18 protein-coding genes are annotated in these 14,574 nt (G+C 66.1%); 9 read left to right on the forward strand and 9 right to left on the reverse strand.

Annotated features, from left to right (window positions below):
• Positions 1 to 13: 13 nt before the first annotated feature.
• Both QX108_RS02655 and QX108_RS02660 read right to left on the reverse strand, forming a co-directional pair.
• Positions 14 to 502, reverse strand: a complete 489-nt coding sequence (locus QX108_RS02655; RefSeq protein WP_315778983.1) for an Lrp/AsnC family transcriptional regulator — start codon at positions 500 to 502, stop codon at positions 14 to 16.
• Between the two features lie 12 nt (positions 503 to 514).
• Positions 515 to 1,153: a TetR/AcrR family transcriptional regulator gene (locus QX108_RS02660; protein ID WP_315720004.1), complete on the reverse strand. Its 639-nt coding sequence runs from the start codon at positions 1,151 to 1,153 to the stop codon at positions 515 to 517.
• 328 nt (positions 1,154 to 1,481) lie between these two features.
• On the opposite strand from QX108_RS02660, the gene QX108_RS02665 reads away from it, so the two are divergent.
• Genes QX108_RS02665 through QX108_RS02675 form a run of 3 tightly spaced genes read left to right on the forward strand, consistent with a single transcriptional unit; the run spans position 1,482 to position 6,035 of the window.
• Entirely contained in the window at positions 1,482 to 3,089 is a 1,608-nt protein-coding gene (locus tag QX108_RS02665; protein WP_315720005.1) for a carboxyl transferase domain-containing protein, read from the forward strand.
• 2 nt (positions 3,090 to 3,091) lie between these two features.
• Positions 3,092 to 5,098: an acetyl-CoA carboxylase biotin carboxylase subunit gene (locus QX108_RS02670; protein WP_315778981.1), complete on the forward strand. Its 2,007-nt coding sequence runs from the start codon at positions 3,092 to 3,094 to the stop codon at positions 5,096 to 5,098.
• Between the two features lie 22 nt (positions 5,099 to 5,120).
• Positions 5,121 to 6,035: a hydroxymethylglutaryl-CoA lyase gene (locus QX108_RS02675; RefSeq protein WP_315778979.1), complete on the forward strand. Its 915-nt coding sequence runs from the start codon at positions 5,121 to 5,123 to the stop codon at positions 6,033 to 6,035.
• Positions 6,036 to 6,099: 64 nt separating this feature from the next.
• Here QX108_RS02675 and QX108_RS02680 read toward each other — a convergent pair whose 3' ends face one another.
• From QX108_RS02680 to dctP, 3 genes are read right to left on the reverse strand one after another with little or no spacing between them, the layout of a single operon-like run.
• The gene (locus tag QX108_RS02680; RefSeq protein WP_315778977.1) at positions 6,100 to 7,458 is read right to left on the reverse strand and encodes a TRAP transporter large permease; all 1,359 of its coding nucleotides are present in this window, start codon (positions 7,456 to 7,458) and stop codon (positions 6,100 to 6,102) included.
• Complete coding sequence (locus QX108_RS02685; RefSeq protein ID WP_172185145.1) at positions 7,455 to 8,000, reverse strand: TRAP transporter small permease; 546 nt, start codon at positions 7,998 to 8,000, stop codon at positions 7,455 to 7,457. Before QX108_RS02685 ends, QX108_RS02680 begins: the two co-directional genes overlap by 4 nt.
• Positions 8,001 to 8,003: 3 nt before the next feature.
• Entirely contained in the window at positions 8,004 to 9,026 is a 1,023-nt protein-coding gene (gene dctP, locus QX108_RS02690; RefSeq protein WP_172109090.1) for a TRAP transporter substrate-binding protein DctP, read from the reverse strand.
• 363 nt (positions 9,027 to 9,389) lie between these two features.
• Here dctP and QX108_RS02695 point away from each other — a divergent pair, with 363 nt between their 5' ends.
• Positions 9,390 to 9,629 (forward strand): pentapeptide MXKDX repeat protein, encoded by a 240-nt coding sequence (locus QX108_RS02695; RefSeq protein ID WP_172109806.1) that lies wholly within the window; start codon positions 9,390 to 9,392, stop codon positions 9,627 to 9,629.
• 134 nt (positions 9,630 to 9,763) lie between these two features.
• Here QX108_RS02695 and QX108_RS02700 read toward each other — a convergent pair whose 3' ends face one another.
• On the reverse strand, positions 9,764 to 10,117 hold the full coding sequence (locus QX108_RS02700; RefSeq protein ID WP_172109088.1) for a DUF6481 family protein: 354 nt from the start codon (positions 10,115 to 10,117) through the stop codon (positions 9,764 to 9,766).
• A 326-nt stretch (positions 10,118 to 10,443) separates the two neighbouring features.
• On the opposite strand from QX108_RS02700, the gene QX108_RS02705 reads away from it, so the two are divergent.
• The 5 genes from QX108_RS02705 (at position 10,444) to QX108_RS02725 (ending at position 12,923) form a co-directional block, all read left to right on the forward strand.
• Positions 10,444 to 10,695, forward strand: a complete 252-nt coding sequence (locus QX108_RS02705) for a hypothetical protein (protein ID WP_315720010.1) — start codon at positions 10,444 to 10,446, stop codon at positions 10,693 to 10,695.
• 12 nt (positions 10,696 to 10,707) lie between these two features.
• The gene (locus QX108_RS02710) at positions 10,708 to 10,884 is read left to right on the forward strand and encodes a hypothetical protein (RefSeq protein ID WP_315778973.1); all 177 of its coding nucleotides are present in this window, start codon (positions 10,708 to 10,710) and stop codon (positions 10,882 to 10,884) included.
• Positions 10,885 to 11,475: 591 nt separating this feature from the next.
• A complete protein-coding gene (locus QX108_RS02715; RefSeq protein ID WP_315778969.1) occupies positions 11,476 to 12,120 on the forward strand; it encodes a hypothetical protein in 645 nt (214 codons plus the stop codon).
• A gap of 173 nt (positions 12,121 to 12,293) precedes the next feature.
• Positions 12,294 to 12,680 carry an NUDIX hydrolase gene (locus tag QX108_RS02720; RefSeq protein ID WP_315720012.1) on the forward strand — a complete coding sequence of 129 codons (387 nt, stop codon included), beginning with the start codon at positions 12,294 to 12,296 and terminating at the stop codon, positions 12,678 to 12,680.
• 48 nt (positions 12,681 to 12,728) lie between these two features.
• Positions 12,729 to 12,923 carry a hypothetical protein gene (locus QX108_RS02725; protein ID WP_172109804.1) on the forward strand — a complete coding sequence of 65 codons (195 nt, stop codon included), beginning with the start codon at positions 12,729 to 12,731 and terminating at the stop codon, positions 12,921 to 12,923.
• Positions 12,924 to 12,934: 11 nt separating this feature from the next.
• On the opposite strand, the gene QX108_RS02730 is transcribed toward QX108_RS02725, so the two are convergent.
• From QX108_RS02730 to QX108_RS02740, 3 genes are all read right to left on the reverse strand, one after another.
• Positions 12,935 to 13,357, reverse strand: coding sequence for a group II truncated hemoglobin (locus QX108_RS02730; protein ID WP_315720013.1), 423 nt, complete (start codon positions 13,355 to 13,357; stop codon positions 12,935 to 12,937).
• Positions 13,358 to 13,507: 150 nt separating this feature from the next.
• The gene (locus QX108_RS02735; protein WP_315720014.1) at positions 13,508 to 13,921 is read right to left on the reverse strand and encodes a response regulator; all 414 of its coding nucleotides are present in this window, start codon (positions 13,919 to 13,921) and stop codon (positions 13,508 to 13,510) included.
• Between the two features lie 375 nt (positions 13,922 to 14,296).
• Positions 14,297 to 14,524: a hypothetical protein gene (locus QX108_RS02740; RefSeq protein WP_315778966.1), complete on the reverse strand. Its 228-nt coding sequence runs from the start codon at positions 14,522 to 14,524 to the stop codon at positions 14,297 to 14,299.
• Positions 14,525 to 14,574 lie beyond the last annotated feature (50 nt).

Here is a 14,574-nt window from a genome sequence, read left to right on the forward strand (position 1 = left end):
GTGCCCTCGAGGCTCAGCCGGGCGGACCATCTCGGCCGGGGATCGGCAGGGGCTCGTCTTTGGACTGGCCGAGCGATGGAAAGCTTCGGATCGCGCGGACGCCGGGCAGGGCGGCAAACTGGCGCAGCTGCCGGCTCATCCCCTCGACCCCGGTCGAGACGCATTTCAGCAGGAAATCCGCGTCTCCCGAGATCCGCCAGCACTGCTGGACCCAGGGCAGCGGCATGATCGCGGCCTCGAATGCTCCCAGCGCCGTCTGGTGCTGGCTCTCCAGCTGAATCGTCACGAAAGACACGACCTCAAAGCCCAGCCGCCGCTCGTCGATGGTGGCGCGGACCGCCTTGATCACGCCGCTGCTGCGCAGCGCGCGGACGCGGCGCAGACAATTCGGATGGGAGATGCCGACACGGTCGGCGAGCTCGTTGATGCGGATGCGGCCGTCGGCCTGCAGCTCCCGGAGGATCCTGCGGTCGATCTCGTCGAGGTCGGGGCGCTCCGTCATCGCCGCCTGTGCCTATTCCGTCTTGGTGCCGTCGCGGCCGCCGGGTGATGGCTTTGCGCTCCGTGGCATGACTCCGGACAACACGAGCTTTTCATGGGCGGCGATGATCGCATCCTTGGTCAACCGGCCTCCGGGACGATACCAGCTGCACAGGCCCGTGAGCAGGGCAATGATGGCAAAGGTTGCGACCTGGACGTCGTCGACGTCGAACACGCCTTCCGCGACGCCATCGGTGAGGATCCCGGCGAGCCGCTGCTCATACGCGCCGCGCAGCGCCACCACCGCCTCATAGTTGCGCGGGTCGAGGCTGCGTAGCTCCGAATTGGCGATGAAGACCTCGCGCTTCCTGGTCATGTGATAGCTGACGTGAAAGGCGACGAACGCCCTGAGACGTTCGACCGCACCCTCCTTGTCGTGCAGCGCCGTCTCGAGCTCGCGCAGAAGATCGTTGATGTGGTCCTGGATCAGGTCCGCCAGCAGCTCCTGCTTGGTGCTGATGTGGTTATAGAGAGAGCCGGGCTGGATGCCGACCTCGGCGGCGAGCTGGCGCAGGCTCATGGCCTCGTAGCCATGCTGGAAGATCAACCGCAGGCCGGCCTTGCGGATCGCCTCCATCGTGGTCGGACCATGGGACCCGATCGTGCGCGCCATCTCAGCCTCGCCCGGCCATCCTGCGGGCGTCGTTCCGGAGAGCCCGACGCGATCGGCCTTCGTCGCTGAAGTATGAAAACATTCGTTTTCTCAATAGGCTGCCATTCTGTTTGGATCATACAACAATCCGCTTGAGAATAGAATTTAAAAACGTATGATCGTTTAATTCGAGAACGATCGACGGCCCCCGATGGCCGCAGACGGGCAGGGAGGACAGGATGCCGGCAAAGATGGTACACCCGCGCTCGCGGCGTTCGCTCCGGCCGCGCGTGGTCTGACGCGTGCTCCTACGGCTTTCTATTCGGCCCCAGCAACGAAGACGCCGGTCATGACCCTTCATTCCACGATCGATCCCTCATCCTCCGATTTTGCACGTAACGCCGACGCCATGCGGGCCCTGGTCGCCGATCTGCGAACCAAGCTCGCGCAGGTGTCCGAAGGTGGCGGCGAAGCCTCGCGCAAGCGGCATCTGTCGCGCGGCAAGATGCTGGCACGCCAGCGCGTCGACCTGCTGCTCGATCCCGGCACCGCGTTCCTGGAGCTGTCGCCGCTCGCCGCGCACGGGCTCTATGGCGGCGACGTGCACTCGGCCAGCATCGTCACCGGCATCGGCCGCATCGCGGGGCGCGAATGCATGGTCGTCGCCAACGATGCCACCATCAAGGGCGGCACCTACTACCCGATGACGGTGAAGAAGCATCTGCGCGCCCAGGACATCGCGCGGCAGAACAATCTGCCCTGCGTCTACATGGTCGATTCCGGCGGCGCGTTTCTGCCGCTGCAGGACGAGATCTTTCCCGACGAGCGGCATTTCGGCCGCATCTTCTTCAACCAGGCGCAGATGTCGGCGGCGGGTATTCCGCAGATCGCGATCGTGATGGGCTCCTGCACGGCGGGCGGCGCCTACGTGCCGGCGATGTCCGACGAGAGCATCATCGTGCGCAATCAGGGCACGATCTTCCTCGGCGGCCCGCCGCTGGTGAAGGCCGCCACTGGCGAGGTCGTCAGCGCTGAGGAGCTCGGCGGCGCCGACGTGCATTCGCGCCAATCCGGCGTCACCGATCACTACGCGCAGAACGATGCGCATGCCATCGGCATCGCGCGCCGCATCGTCGGCACCTTGAAGCCGCCGGGGGCGCGCACTGCGCTCAACATGCGCGAGGTGCGCGAGCCGCGCTATCAGGCCGAGGAGATCTACGGGGTGGTGCCCGTCGACGGCCGCAAGCCGTTCGACGTCCGCGACATCATCGCCCGTGTGGTCGATGGCTCCGAATTCGACGAGTTCAAGAAGCTGTACGGCCAGACGCTGGTGTGCGGCTTCGCCCACATCTTCGGCTATCCCGTCGGCATCATCGCCAACAATGGCATCCTGTTCAGCGAGAGCTCGCTGAAGGGCGCGCACTTCATCGAGCTGTGCTGCCAGCGCAACATCCCGCTGGTGTTCCTGCAGAACATCACCGGCTTCATGGTCGGCAAGAAATACGAGGCGGGCGGGATTGCCCGTGACGGCGCCAAGCTGGTGACGGCGGTCGCGACTGCCTCGGTGCCGAAATTCACCGTCGTGATCGGCGGCTCCTACGGCGCCGGCAACTACGGCATGTGCGGCCGCGCCTATGCGCCGCGCTTCCTGTGGATGTGGCCGAACGCCCGCATCTCGGTGATGGGCGGCGAGCAGGCGGCGATGGTGCTGAGCCAGGTCCGCCGCGACGGCATCGAGGCCAAGGGCGAGAGCTGGCCCGCGGAAGAGGAAGAGAAATTCCGCGCGCCCATCCGCGCGCAATACGAGGCGCAGGGCAATCCGTATTACGCAACGGCGCGGCTGTGGGACGATGGCGTGATCGATCCCGCCGACACCCGCCTCGTGCTCGGTCTCGGATTGTCAGCCGCCGCCAATGCCCCGGTCGAGCCGACCAAGTTCGGCCTGTTCAGGATGTGATCATGGCTCGTCCCGGATTGTATCGTCGTTTCCGCAAGCTTCTGATCGCCAACCGCGGCGAGATCGCCGTGCGCGTCATCCGCACCGCGCGCGCGATGGGGTTGAAGACCGTCGCCGTCTATTCCGAGGCCGATCGCAACGCGCTGCACGTCGCACTCGCCGACGAAGCGGTGCTGCTTGGGCCGGCGCGCGCCCGCGACTCCTATCTCAACATCGAGCGACTGATCGAAGCGGCCCGGCAGACCGGCGCCGAGGCCGTCCATCCCGGTTACGGCTTCCTGTCCGAAAGCGCCGAGTTCGCGCAGGCCTGTCTCGACGCGGGGCTCGTCTTCGTCGGTCCGACCGCCGCGATGATCACCGCGATGGGCTCGAAATCCGGCTCCAAATTCCTGATGGAGCAGGCCGGCGTTCCGCTGGTGCCCGGCTATCACGGCGAGGCGCAGGACGAGGCGACGCTTGCCAATGAAGCAGCCCGGATCGGCTATCCCGTGCTGATCAAGGCGTCCGCCGGCGGCGGCGGCCGCGGCATGCGCGTGGTCCATGCGGCGGGCGATCTCGCCGACGCGGTCACCAGCGCGAAGCGCGAAGCCAAGGCGGCGTTCGGCGACGACCGTGTGCTGATCGAGAAGTTCGTCGAGAATCCTCGCCACATCGAGGTGCAGATCGTCGGCGACAGCCTTGGCAATCTGGTCTCGCTGTTCGAGCGCGAATGCACGCTGCAGCGCCGGCATCAGAAGGTGATCGAGGAGGCGCCGTCGCCGACGCTGACGCCGGCGCAGCGCGAGGCGGTGTGCGCAGCCGCGCGCCGCGCGGCGGGGGCGGTCAGCTATGTCGGCGCCGGCACGATCGAGTTCGTCTCCGACGGCCGCGACGTGTTCTTCATCGAGATGAACACGCGTCTCCAGGTCGAGCATCCCGTGACCGAACTGATCACGGGGGTCGATCTCGTCGAATGGCAGCTGCGCGTCGCCTTTGGCGAGGCGCTGCCGCTGACGCAGGATCAGATCAAGCTCAACGGGCATGCGATCGAGGCCCGGGTCTACGCCGAGAACCCGGCCAAGAACTTCATGCCCTCGGTCGGCACCATCAAGACCTGGCGGACTCCGGCGGAGACCGGTGGCTTGCGCATCGACGCCGGCTATCGCGAGGGCGATGCCGTGTCGCCCTATTACGATGCCATGCTGGCCAAGATGATCGCCTGGGCGCCGACGCGGGACGTGGCGATCGAACGGCTCAATCGCGGCCTCGAGGACACCGACGTCCGGGGCATCGTCAGCAACATTCCGTTCCTCTCGGCGTTGCTGACGCATCCCGACGTCGCGGCCAATGCGATCGACACCGGCTTCATCGAGCGTCACCTGACGCGTTTGACGGAGGCCGGTGCCGCGGCCTGTGATATCGAGCTCTGCGCTGCCGTTGCTGCCATTCTCATCGAGGAGCAGAAGATTGCCACGGCGGAACGGGGTTCGCCATGGCGCGCCTCCGGCTGGATGCCTGTCGGGCTGCGGCAGCGCGTGTTCTCGTTGCGGCAGGGCACAGGCAGCGAGCCGCGCACGGTCACGCTGGCCTATGGTCCGGGCGTGCAGACCTTGACGATCGAGGGCCGCGTGACCTCATTCTCGGCCATTCCGGCCGGGGATGGCGGCTTCGACCTTGTACGCGACGGCGTCAAATCCCATGTGGTGGCCGTCATCGAAGGGCACGAATTGTATCTCCGCACCCGCAATGGTCGCTTCGACTTGCATTGGGTCGACCCGTTCGGCGGCGATGACGAGGAGCAAAGCGGCGAGGACAAGATCGTTGCGCCGTTGCCGGGGACGGTGGTGGCCTTGCTGGCGCAGGAGGGGGCCGAGCTGGAAAAAGGCGCGGCAATCCTGACGCTGGAGGTGATGAAGATGGAGCAGACCTTGCGTGCGCCGTTCGCCGGTCGGCTCAAGGCGATCAAGTGCAAGGTCGGCGACATCGTGCAGGAAGGCGTCGAACTGGCGGAAGTCGAACCCTCCGCCTGATCCTCCAACAAAAGAGGGCAGCATGAGCGAGAGCGTGCGCATCATCGAAATGGGCCCGCGCGACGGCCTGCAGAACGAGAAGACGCAGGTCAGCGTTGCCGACCGCATCGCCTTCGTGCGCGCGCTGGTGGACGCCGGCCTGACCACCGTCGAGGTCGGCGCGTTCGTCTCGCCCAAGGCGATCCCGCAGATGGTGGGCTCGGACGAGGTCATGCGCAGCGTGGCGGGGCTGCCCGGCGAATTTCACGTGCTGGTGCCCAACGTGAAGGGCTACGAGGCCGCGCATGCCGCCGGCGCCAAGGTGATCTCGGTGTTCACGGCGGCCTCGGAGAGCTTCTCCCGCGCCAACATCAACTGCGGAATCGAGGAGTCGCTGGAGCGGTTCAAGCCGGTGGTGGCGCATGCCAAGACTGACGGCATCAAGGTGCGCGGCTACGTCTCCTGTGCGCTCGGCTGTCCCTATGAAGGCGAGATCAACCCGCAGGCGGTGGCCGATGTCGCCAAGGCGCTGTGGGACCTCGGCTGCTACGAGGTCTCGCTCGGCGACACGATCGGCGTCGGCACGCCGCTCAAGGCCAAGCAGATGCTGCGTGCGGTCTGCGACGACGTCCCCGTGTCGCATCTGGCGATGCATTTCCACGACACATACGGGCAGGCGCTGGCCAACCTCTATGCCGGCCTGGAAGAGGGCGTCCGCGTGATCGACGCCGCCGCCGGCGGCCTCGGCGGCTGCCCGTTCGCACCGGGCGCGACGGGGAATGTCGCGACCGAAGACGTCGTCTACATGCTCGAAGGGATGGGCATCCGCACCGGCGTCGACATGACGAAGCTCTTGGCGGCTACCAATGAGATGAGCCGGCTGCTCGGCCGCCCGCCGGTCAGCCGTGTCGCTTGCGCGCTGAATGCAAAACAAAAGCGAGTAGCGAATGGCGAGTAGCGAATGGGCGAGGCCTGCCGGATCGTCCCTATTCGCTACTCCCTAGTCGTCATTCGCCGCCGCGTCAGCGGCTGAGATCCGGCCCCATCACCAGGTCCGGCAGCGCGGTCGAGATCTGCGGCACGAAGCAGAGCAATACTACTGCGGCCATCATCAGCAGCACGAAGGGCAGGGTGCCCCAGATCACCTCGCGCAAGGGAATGTCGGGCGCGACGTTCCTGATGACGAAGATGTTCAGGCCCACCGGCGGGTGGATCAGGCCCATTTCCATCACGATCGTCATCACCACGCCGAACCAGATGATGTCGAAGTTCGCCGCCCGCAGCGGCGGCAGGATGATCGGCGCGGTCATCAGGATGATCGACACCGGCGGCAGGAAGAAGCCGAGCACGACCACCATCAACAGGATCGCGAACAAGAGCTCCCAGCGCGGCAGGTGCATCGCCACGATGTACTCGGCGACCGACTGCGAGATGTGCAGATAGCTCATCACGTAGGAGTACAGCAGCGACATGCCGATGATCAGCATCAGCATGGTCGATTCCCGCAGTGTCGCCTTCATGATCGGCGCGAGATCGGCCGGGCTCCAGACCTGGTAGATGATCGCAATCAGCACCAGCGCGAGGATGCCGCCGAGGCCGGCCGTCTCCGACGGCGTGGCGAAGCCGCCGTAGAGTGCGACCATGACGCCGGTCAAGAGCAGCACGAACGGGATCACGCGGGGCAGCACCGAGAAGCGCTGCGCCATCGTGAAGTCGTCCTTGGTCAGGATGTCTGACCAGGCGCCGGATTTCTCATAGGCGACCTTGGCCCGGGCGTATTCCTGGCGGAAGCGCACCACCGCGTAGACGCCGAACAGGGTGACCAGCAGCAATCCCGGGCCGATGCCGGCCAGGAAGAGACGGCCCAGCGACTTCTCGGCGGCGATCGCGAACAGGATCATCGTGATCGAGGGCGGCAGTAGAATGCCGAGCGTGCCGCCGGCGGCGATGATGCCGGCCGCGAAGCCGCCGGAATAGCCGCGCTTGCGCATCTCGGGGATGCCGGCCGAGCCGATCGCCGAGCAGGTGGCGGGCGAGGATCCCGCCATCGCGGCAAACAACGCGCAGGCGAACACATTGGCGACGCCGAGGCCGCCGGGAACGCGATGCAGCCAGGCATGCAGCGCCGAGTAGAGATCCTGGCCGGCGCGGGAGCGGCCGATCGCGGCGCCCTTGAGGATGAACAGCGGGATCGACAGCAGCGTAATCGAGGCCATTTCCTCGTAGACGTTCTGCGTGACCGTATCGAGCGATGCCGTCGGCATGTAGATCGCCATGAATACCACGGCGACGGCGCCGAGCGCGAACGCGATCGGCATGCCCGCGAACATCGCAAACAGGGTGGAAAGCCCGTAAGCGACTCCAATTCCGAATACGCTCATCGACGGGCTCCGGTAAGCGGCGACACGATCTGCAGCAGCATCTGAATGCACAGCAGGCTCATGCCGGCGGCCATCAGGCCGTACGGAATCGCGAGCGGCGGCGACCACATCGAGTTGGACACCTGGCCATCGACCCAGGCCTCGTGGGTCAGCGTCCAGGATTTCCAGGTGAAGAAGGCGCAAAACAAAAAGCTCGCGACATCGACCAGCCAGAGCCTGATCTTGTTGGCGAGCGGCGACATCAGGCCGACGAACGCCTCGATGCTGACGTGACCGCGATGCTCCTGCACATAGGCCGCAGTCATGAAGGTGGCGCCGACGAGCAGGAACACGGCGGCCTCGTCCTGCCAGTAGTTGGCGGCCTTGAACAGCGCACGGCCGGCCACGCTGTAGCTGAGGATGACGCAGGCCGCGACCAGTGCGATCGCGGCGAGAACGACGATGATGCTGTTGAGCAGCGAGATCACACGCTGAAGCGGCGCCAGCGGTCCGCTGGCGCCGGTGACCGGCGATGCCTCGCTATCGGAGACGGGCGCGTGCATCAATCAGGCCGCGACGTCGGAGGCGAGCTTGAGGAGCTTGGCGCAGTTCGCCGACTTGCCGCCATAGTCCTTCCAGGCGGTGTCGCGGGCGATGTCGCGCCATTTGTTGACCGTCTCGGCGTCCAGTTCGGCAACCTTGGCGCCAGCCTTCTCATAGACCTTGGCGACCTCGATATCGTCCTCCTGCGCGCCCTTGCGCCCGAAAGCTTCCATCTCCGCGCCGACGGCGAGCAGGATGTCCTGCTGGTTCTTCGGCAGCTTGTCGAACGAGGCCTTGGACATCATCAGCGGCTCGAGCATGAACCAGTACGATGCCTTGGCGCCGGAGGTCAGGGCCTTCGAGACCTCCTCCAGGCGGAACGAGATCAGGCTGGTCGACGACGTGATGCCGGCATCGCAGGCGCCGGTCTGCATCGCGGTGTAGATCTCGTTCGAGGGAACCGAAAGCACGGACGCGCCGGCGGTCTGCAGCACCATGTCCATCTCGCGCGAGCCGCCGCGCACCTTCATGCCCTTTGCATCGTCGGGCGTCACCAGCGGACGCGAGCGGCTGGCCACGCCGCCGGCCTGCCAGACCCAGCTCAGCAGAATGATGCCCTTGTCGGCGAGGAAGTCGCTCAGCATCTTGCCGACCGGCTCGTTCTTCCAGCGCATGCCCTGGTCGTAGGTGGTGACGAGGCCCGGCATCAACGCGATGTTGGTCTCGGGAACCTCGCCGCCTGCGTAGGGCATGGGGTAAAGGCTGATGTCGAGCGCACCCTTCCGCATCGCCGAAAACTGCGCCACCGTCTTGATCAGCGACGAGTTCGGATAGATCTCGGTGGCGATCTCGCCGCCGGAACGCTTGGCCACTTCCTCGGAGAACACGCGGCAGAGCCGGTCGCGGAAGTCGCCCTTGTCGATGGTTCCACCGGGGAACTGATGCGAGATTTTCAGCGTCGTCGCGGCCTGGGCCGTTCCCGTTCCAAAGCGCAGGATGGCCGGCGCAGCGAGCGCTGAGGCGATGATATGGCGTCGTGAGAGCATGAGACTTCCCCTGGACAACTTCTGATTGGGTTCCCGACCGGGTTCGCTGGCCTGCTGAATACTAGCCAAACCGCCGGAATTACCTCTAGCCGAACTATACTGTCGGTTCGAGTTCAAATGCAGGGGAAGCGACATATTGCTGCGGCGCAAATGTCAGCCTCTGAGTCCCGTGCAGCGGTTGTACTAACATCGACCTGCCGGGGCGAAATTGTGTCGACGTTCCAAACATCGCCAAACTCGAATCAAAATTGATCGATGGAAATAATTCCGAGTGCCCGTAACAACCGCTCTGTTTGCATCGTCGAGATGGGTGAGCGGCGCATTGATCGCCGTCCAACCCCGCACCTCGAAGGAGCGACCATCATGACCTCTCGCAACCGCCTCATCCTCGCTTTGTCTGCCGCTGCCGTCGCGTTCAGCGTCGCTGCGGCGCCGGCCGCTTTCGCGGACGACAAGATGGGCAAGGACGACGGGATGAAGAAAGGGGCGATGTCCCACGACGGCATGAAGAAGGACACGATGGCCAAGGACGGCATGAAGAAGGACGATGCCATGTCCAAGGACGGAATGAAGAAGGACGACGGGATGATGAAGAAGAACTGATTCGGCCCATCCCCGTCGGGCCCGAGTCCCTGTCAGGCCCCAGCTCTGTCAGGCTCGAGGCTTGGTCTGGAAGCCAAGCCGGAGACATCGACGAAGGCGCCGTGGCGAGCTGCTCGCCATGGCGCCTCGCACGCTTACTTCTTCTTTCCGCGCGCCTTGCGCGCGGCGTAGCGCGCATCGCGCTTGGCCTTCTGCTCGGCTTCCATCTCGGCCAGGCGGGCGGCCTCTTCTTCGGCCTCGCGGGCAAGCCGCGCGGCCTCGGCCGCCTTCGCCTCCTCCTCGAGCCGCTTCTGCTCGGCCTTCGCGACCTCGCGCTCGAGCCGCTGCTGCTCGCGGCGGGCGGCGGCAGCTTCGCGCTCCTGCCGGCGCTTCACGACTTCGGGATCGTCCGGCCCGGGCTGCGCCTTGAACTTCTGCACGATGCTCTGGCGGGCCTGCTGTGCGGCCTTCTGCCGGTCGGCAAATCCAGGTTCCTTGAATCCTCTCATGGAGACGTCGTCACTTCGCTATTTGGGTGTTCGGTCAGGGTGTGGTCGGTCAGGGGCTGTGTGCGCCACCCGGCAGGTCGTCCACGGTCGTGTGAACAGGAGCGAAGGCCAGCGCGAGGCAGTGTGTATAGGATCGCATGCGTCGATGACAAATGCTTTATCGCCGCTCCTCCACATCGGCCATGTCCAACGCTTGCATGCTGTGCGCCCAGCGCTATGTAAGCAGCCCCCGTCGCGCTGACGAAGGTCAGCCGGATGTGAATTGCCTCACACCCCACGGGCACTGGCGCACCGCCCGGGTGCGACATCCAACGGAGTTTACCGGCATGACCTCTGTATTTCGGGGGCGCGGGCGCATCGCGCTCGCCCTCGCGCTTGTGGGTCTCGTGATCAGCGCATGCGTCATGACCGCGGTCCTCGCCCGTCCCACGCCCGTGCCGCCCGGCGTGCTCGGCGCGGAATGGGAATGCGGGCAGATCTTCTGGGTGACGAGCTGCACCCGGATCGCGCCGGTCACGCCGGCTTCGCGTCACCACCAGGAGCCCCACGGCGCGGCGGCCGACCAGCGCTCGGCCTAGGCACGTCATCGCATGGGTGGACAGGACGAGGGCAGCGGCCGCGGAGGCGCAATCGCAGCGCTGGTGTTCGCAGCAATCATGGTCGGTTTCGGCCTCTGGCTGGCGCACAGCCTTACGGCCGCGAGCAAGATGCAGGATTGCCTGATGTCGGGGCGGAGCAATTGCAACGTCATCACGCCGGAGCGCTGAGGACGGTGGCCCCCGATTGCGCAGCACCGAATGCGGCATCGGCTGCAGCCCGATCATCGCCCGCTGCGCATCGGCTCGACCGGACGATCGCGGCGGCGAATCAGGGCGCTTTTCGCGTATCCTGATCGTGGCCGAGGGAACTCGCCGCAAAATTGTCGCGATTTGATCGGTTTGTCGCGCAGAATGTGGTGCGGCCGAGAGGTTCGGCGCAGCGTCCAGCCGAAGATCGGCAAGCCACCGCCCTGGCCACGACAGCAGAGTTGGCGGGCGAGCGAGGGGTAGGGAAGCATGACGTTGTTCGATCAAACCAGATTCTGGCTGCCGGCCTTGGCGATCCTCACGGCCGTCGCATGGCCTGCCGCCGGGAACGCCCAGGGTCCCGGCCCGGACCAGGCCGGCCCGGGCCATCCTCCGCAGGGCCGCCCGCCAGGCGTCATCCGCCAGGGGCAGGGTGGTCAGCCGGCCGGTCAGCCCCAGGCGCAGCAGGGGCCACGCCAGGGCGCTATGCAAGGGGCTGTCCAGGGGCACATCCCAACGCCGAGCCAAGGTCCGGTGGCAGGACAGCCGGGTGGACCGGCGCCGCGCGTCGCCATGCCGCCCCAGCCCCGTCCAGCGGCACCCGTCGCGCAGCAGCAGGGGCGCCCTCCGGGCGCCGGCTATGACCGTGGTCATGGCTACGCACCCGGGCCCGGCCCCGCGGCCGCGGGCCGGAGCCCCGACGCCCGATATGCGCGCGGCGGTATCGCCGTGCGGGACTATGGCGGGCAATCCTATCGGGGCCGGCTCGGCTGGGAAGGCGGCCGCTGGCGTCACGAGGTGCACAATGGGCGCCGCGGCTGGTGGTGGGACGTGGGCGGCGTCTGGTATTATTATGACGAGCCGATGGATGGACCGCCGACCTACGTGTCCGATGACTACGCCGACGACGTCGTCTATGCGCCGGCCGCAGCCTATCGGGCGCCGCCGGCGGTCGAATACGAACCTGCGCCCCCGCCGGCCGATCCGGATCCTGCGGCCAGCGCGCTCGGCGGCGCCATCATCGGTGGCGTCCTCGGCGGCATCCTGACCGGCAAGGCCGGCGGCGCAGCCGCAGGCGCCGTGCTCGGTGGCGCCACCGGAGCGATCGCGGGCGCGACCGCCGCGTCCCGGCCGGGTTACTATCTGTCGCAGGGCAATTGCTACTATCGCTACCCGTCGGGGGAGTACGTCGCGGTCGATCCGCGCTCCTGCTACTAGACCGGTCCCGATCGCCGAGGCGTTGCAAGCCGGCGCTCTCGGCGATGCCGCCGGGCGTCGAAGCCTGACGACGTTGGACCGCAGCGAGGCTCCGCAAAGCTCCGGGGCGGGATTGGGAACGAATCCTGATACGCTCTGCTTCATTGCTCGGCCGAGGTGAGAGTTCCGGAGACATGACCAAGGCGTCCAAGCTGGTTGCCGCCAAGGGCGGAAAGGTTCTCCTGGTCCGGCGCCGTATCGATGGGCGCTGGATGTTTCCGGGCGGCCGCAAGCGGGCGCGCGAGACCGCGAAGGACTGCCTGAAGCGCGAGATCAAGGAGGAGCTGCCGAAGCTCAAGCTCGGCCGGCTGCGCCTGTGGAAGGAAGTCACTGCCAAGAACAAGCGGTCGGGTCGCAAGATGAGCGACGCGATCTTCATCGCCAAGCACGCCAAGGGCCGGCTCGAAATCGGCGACAAGAAGGAGATCGACCGCGCGGTCTGGCAGAAGCCCTATGGTCTCAGCCTGACGCCGACGTCCCGCTACATCCGCGACCGGCTGTTTCCGCGCAAAGTGGAGTGACTGGCCAGGCGGCCCGGAACCGCGCGTGGTTCCCGGCGTTATCTGGGCATGACTTACGAAAGCACAGCCAGACCGCCACGCGTCCTCACGCCTGAAGAGCGTCGGGCGCGCGATGCCATGCGCAGGGCCGATGCCGAGCAGGCCATGCGCGAACATGAGGAGGCCCAGCGGGCCTTCTACAAGAACCGCGAGCGTCTCCGCGCCGAGCGTCTGGCGCGCGAAGCCGCCGAGAAGCGGGGCTGAGCCCGAGGGGCTCAGCCGGCGGGGCGCGTTCGGAAGGCGTTGGCCATCCGCAGGAACGCCCGATCGAGCAGATCGTACATGTCGCCCGTGATGTCGCAATCGAACATCGCGCGGCGCATGCACGTCATCCACTCGTCGCGCTCGGCGTCGCCGATCGGATAGGGCCGGTGGGCCGACATGATGCAGCGATGCTCGGCGCGCTCGAAATACAACGCCGGCCCGCCCAGCCAGCCGCTGAGAAACTCGAACAGCAGCTGCTTGATCGGACCGAGGTCGGCATCGTGCATGGCGCGGATGCCGCTCGCGTCGGGCTCCTCGTCCATGATCGTGTAGAAGCGATCGGCCAGACGTCGCACGCCCGCTTCCCCGCCGATGAGCTCGTAGGGCGTGGCCTCGACCACCGCTGCTTCGCTGGCTGAATTCGCTGCCGTCATTGCATCTCGTTTCCGTTCGCCCCGGACCAGCCAACAGGCGGCCGGCGTGCGGCGCCTTGATCTGCATCAAAGGCGACATGGCGATGGCCGCCGCGCGGCAATGCCGCGGGCGCCGGCAGGAAGAACATCGGTGAGACAGGCGCGTGCGCGCTAGCGCATGTTGGCTTTGACGAGCCGCTGGCGGTCGGTGTCGGCGGCGATCTGGCGCAAGGTCTGACGCAGCAGCGCGAGGTCGACCGGCTTGGAGAAGGGCGGGTAGACGTTGAGGCCGAGGATCTTGCCGGCACGGACGGTGACGTCGCGTGTCTGGTCGTCCGAGCCGCTGATGATCAGGACGGGGGTGCGGGATTTGATGTCGGCGAGGAGTTGCAGTACTTCGGTGCCGGAGCGCTCGCCGAGATTGAGGTCCAGCGTGATGCACTCGAAGTTGCGCCGGCGCAGCACGTTCATGGCGCCGTCCACCGAGTTCACGCCGGTCGTCGCAAAGCCCGCCTGCACAGCGATCTTGCGCAGGATCGACAGATGAACGTCGGCATCTTCGATCACGAGAAGTTCGTTCAGCATGGTCCCTGCGCGGCTGTGTGTCGGCTTCTGATGGACGTAGAGAGCTTAAGAGCAGGTTTCTGAGTTCCACGTAAATTTTCAGTCCCGTAGGATTACGGAAAATTCTGCATTCTGCCGTGCATTATCCAAAGGCTGCCAAGGGCAAAGCACGTCTCGACCTCGGCCTCGAGGTCCTTGCCGCTGATTGCCTCCGGCGGCGGTGACATGTGCCGGCTCCGGCATCATCATCCCCCTGCAGACGTCAGCGTTCGGCCTCGCGACGCGCATGGCGCCCGAGCTGTGCGGTCGGTTCGCCCTCGGAAAACAGAGGGCGCGGGGAATGCCGGGTGATGGCCTCACCCATGGCCCGCCTGCAGCAAGAAAAGCAGGCGGCAGTCACCACAGGTGCAGCCGGATCAACCCGGCATTCCCCGCGCGATGGTCTTCACGCTTATACGCGATCTCCCCGGTGTCCGGCGTGTTAGCCACCGTCGCCTTCGGGATCATCATCACCCAAAGGCTTGGCATCAGCGTCGGGATGCCAGGACCACGCGATTTCACGTCCGCCAACTGCCGTTCGTCCGCGCAGTCACCTGCGCTGCGGCATGTCAGCGGCCACCGCATCCCGCGCTCAACGTCCGTAACGATCGCGAAGCGTCCCTCTCGAGGAGCAC

It is taken from the genome of Bradyrhizobium sp. SZCCHNR1002 (assembly GCF_032381435.1).
Classification (GTDB): domain Bacteria; phylum Pseudomonadota; class Alphaproteobacteria; order Rhizobiales; family Xanthobacteraceae; genus Bradyrhizobium; species Bradyrhizobium aeschynomenes.

Bases quoted from the DNA above. Each gene is read 5' to 3' on its own strand.
- QX108_RS02655 (WP_315778983.1), bottom strand. From the start codon at position 502: ATGACGGAGCGCCCCGACCTCGACGAGATCGACCGCAGGATCCTCCGG.
- QX108_RS02660 (WP_315720004.1), bottom strand. From the start codon at position 1,153: ATGGCGCGCACGATCGGGTCCCATGGTCCGACCACGATGGAGGCGATC.
- QX108_RS02665 (WP_315720005.1), top strand. From the start codon at position 1,482: ATGACCCTTCATTCCACGATCGATCCCTCATCCTCCGATTTTGCACGT.
- QX108_RS02670 (WP_315778981.1), top strand. From the start codon at position 3,092: ATGGCTCGTCCCGGATTGTATCGTCGTTTCCGCAAGCTTCTGATCGCC.
- QX108_RS02675 (WP_315778979.1), top strand. From the start codon at position 5,121: ATGAGCGAGAGCGTGCGCATCATCGAAATGGGCCCGCGCGACGGCCTG.
- QX108_RS02680 (WP_315778977.1), bottom strand. From the start codon at position 7,458: ATGAGCGTATTCGGAATTGGAGTCGCTTACGGGCTTTCCACCCTGTTT.
- QX108_RS02685 (WP_172185145.1), bottom strand. From the start codon at position 8,000: ATGCACGCGCCCGTCTCCGATAGCGAGGCATCGCCGGTCACCGGCGCC.
- dctP (WP_172109090.1), bottom strand. From the start codon at position 9,026: ATGCTCTCACGACGCCATATCATCGCCTCAGCGCTCGCTGCGCCGGCC.
- QX108_RS02695 (WP_172109806.1), top strand. From the start codon at position 9,390: ATGACCTCTCGCAACCGCCTCATCCTCGCTTTGTCTGCCGCTGCCGTC.
- QX108_RS02700 (WP_172109088.1), bottom strand. From the start codon at position 10,117: ATGAGAGGATTCAAGGAACCTGGATTTGCCGACCGGCAGAAGGCCGCA.
- QX108_RS02705 (WP_315720010.1), top strand. From the start codon at position 10,444: ATGACCTCTGTATTTCGGGGGCGCGGGCGCATCGCGCTCGCCCTCGCG.
- QX108_RS02710 (WP_315778973.1), top strand. From the start codon at position 10,708: ATGGGTGGACAGGACGAGGGCAGCGGCCGCGGAGGCGCAATCGCAGCG.
- QX108_RS02715 (WP_315778969.1), top strand. From the start codon at position 11,476: ATGCCGCCCCAGCCCCGTCCAGCGGCACCCGTCGCGCAGCAGCAGGGG.
- QX108_RS02720 (WP_315720012.1), top strand. From the start codon at position 12,294: ATGACCAAGGCGTCCAAGCTGGTTGCCGCCAAGGGCGGAAAGGTTCTC.
- QX108_RS02725 (WP_172109804.1), top strand. From the start codon at position 12,729: ATGACTTACGAAAGCACAGCCAGACCGCCACGCGTCCTCACGCCTGAA.
- QX108_RS02730 (WP_315720013.1), bottom strand. From the start codon at position 13,357: ATGACGGCAGCGAATTCAGCCAGCGAAGCAGCGGTGGTCGAGGCCACG.
- QX108_RS02735 (WP_315720014.1), bottom strand. From the start codon at position 13,921: ATGCTGAACGAACTTCTCGTGATCGAAGATGCCGACGTTCATCTGTCG.
- QX108_RS02740 (WP_315778966.1), bottom strand. From the start codon at position 14,524: ATGCGGTGGCCGCTGACATGCCGCAGCGCAGGTGACTGCGCGGACGAA.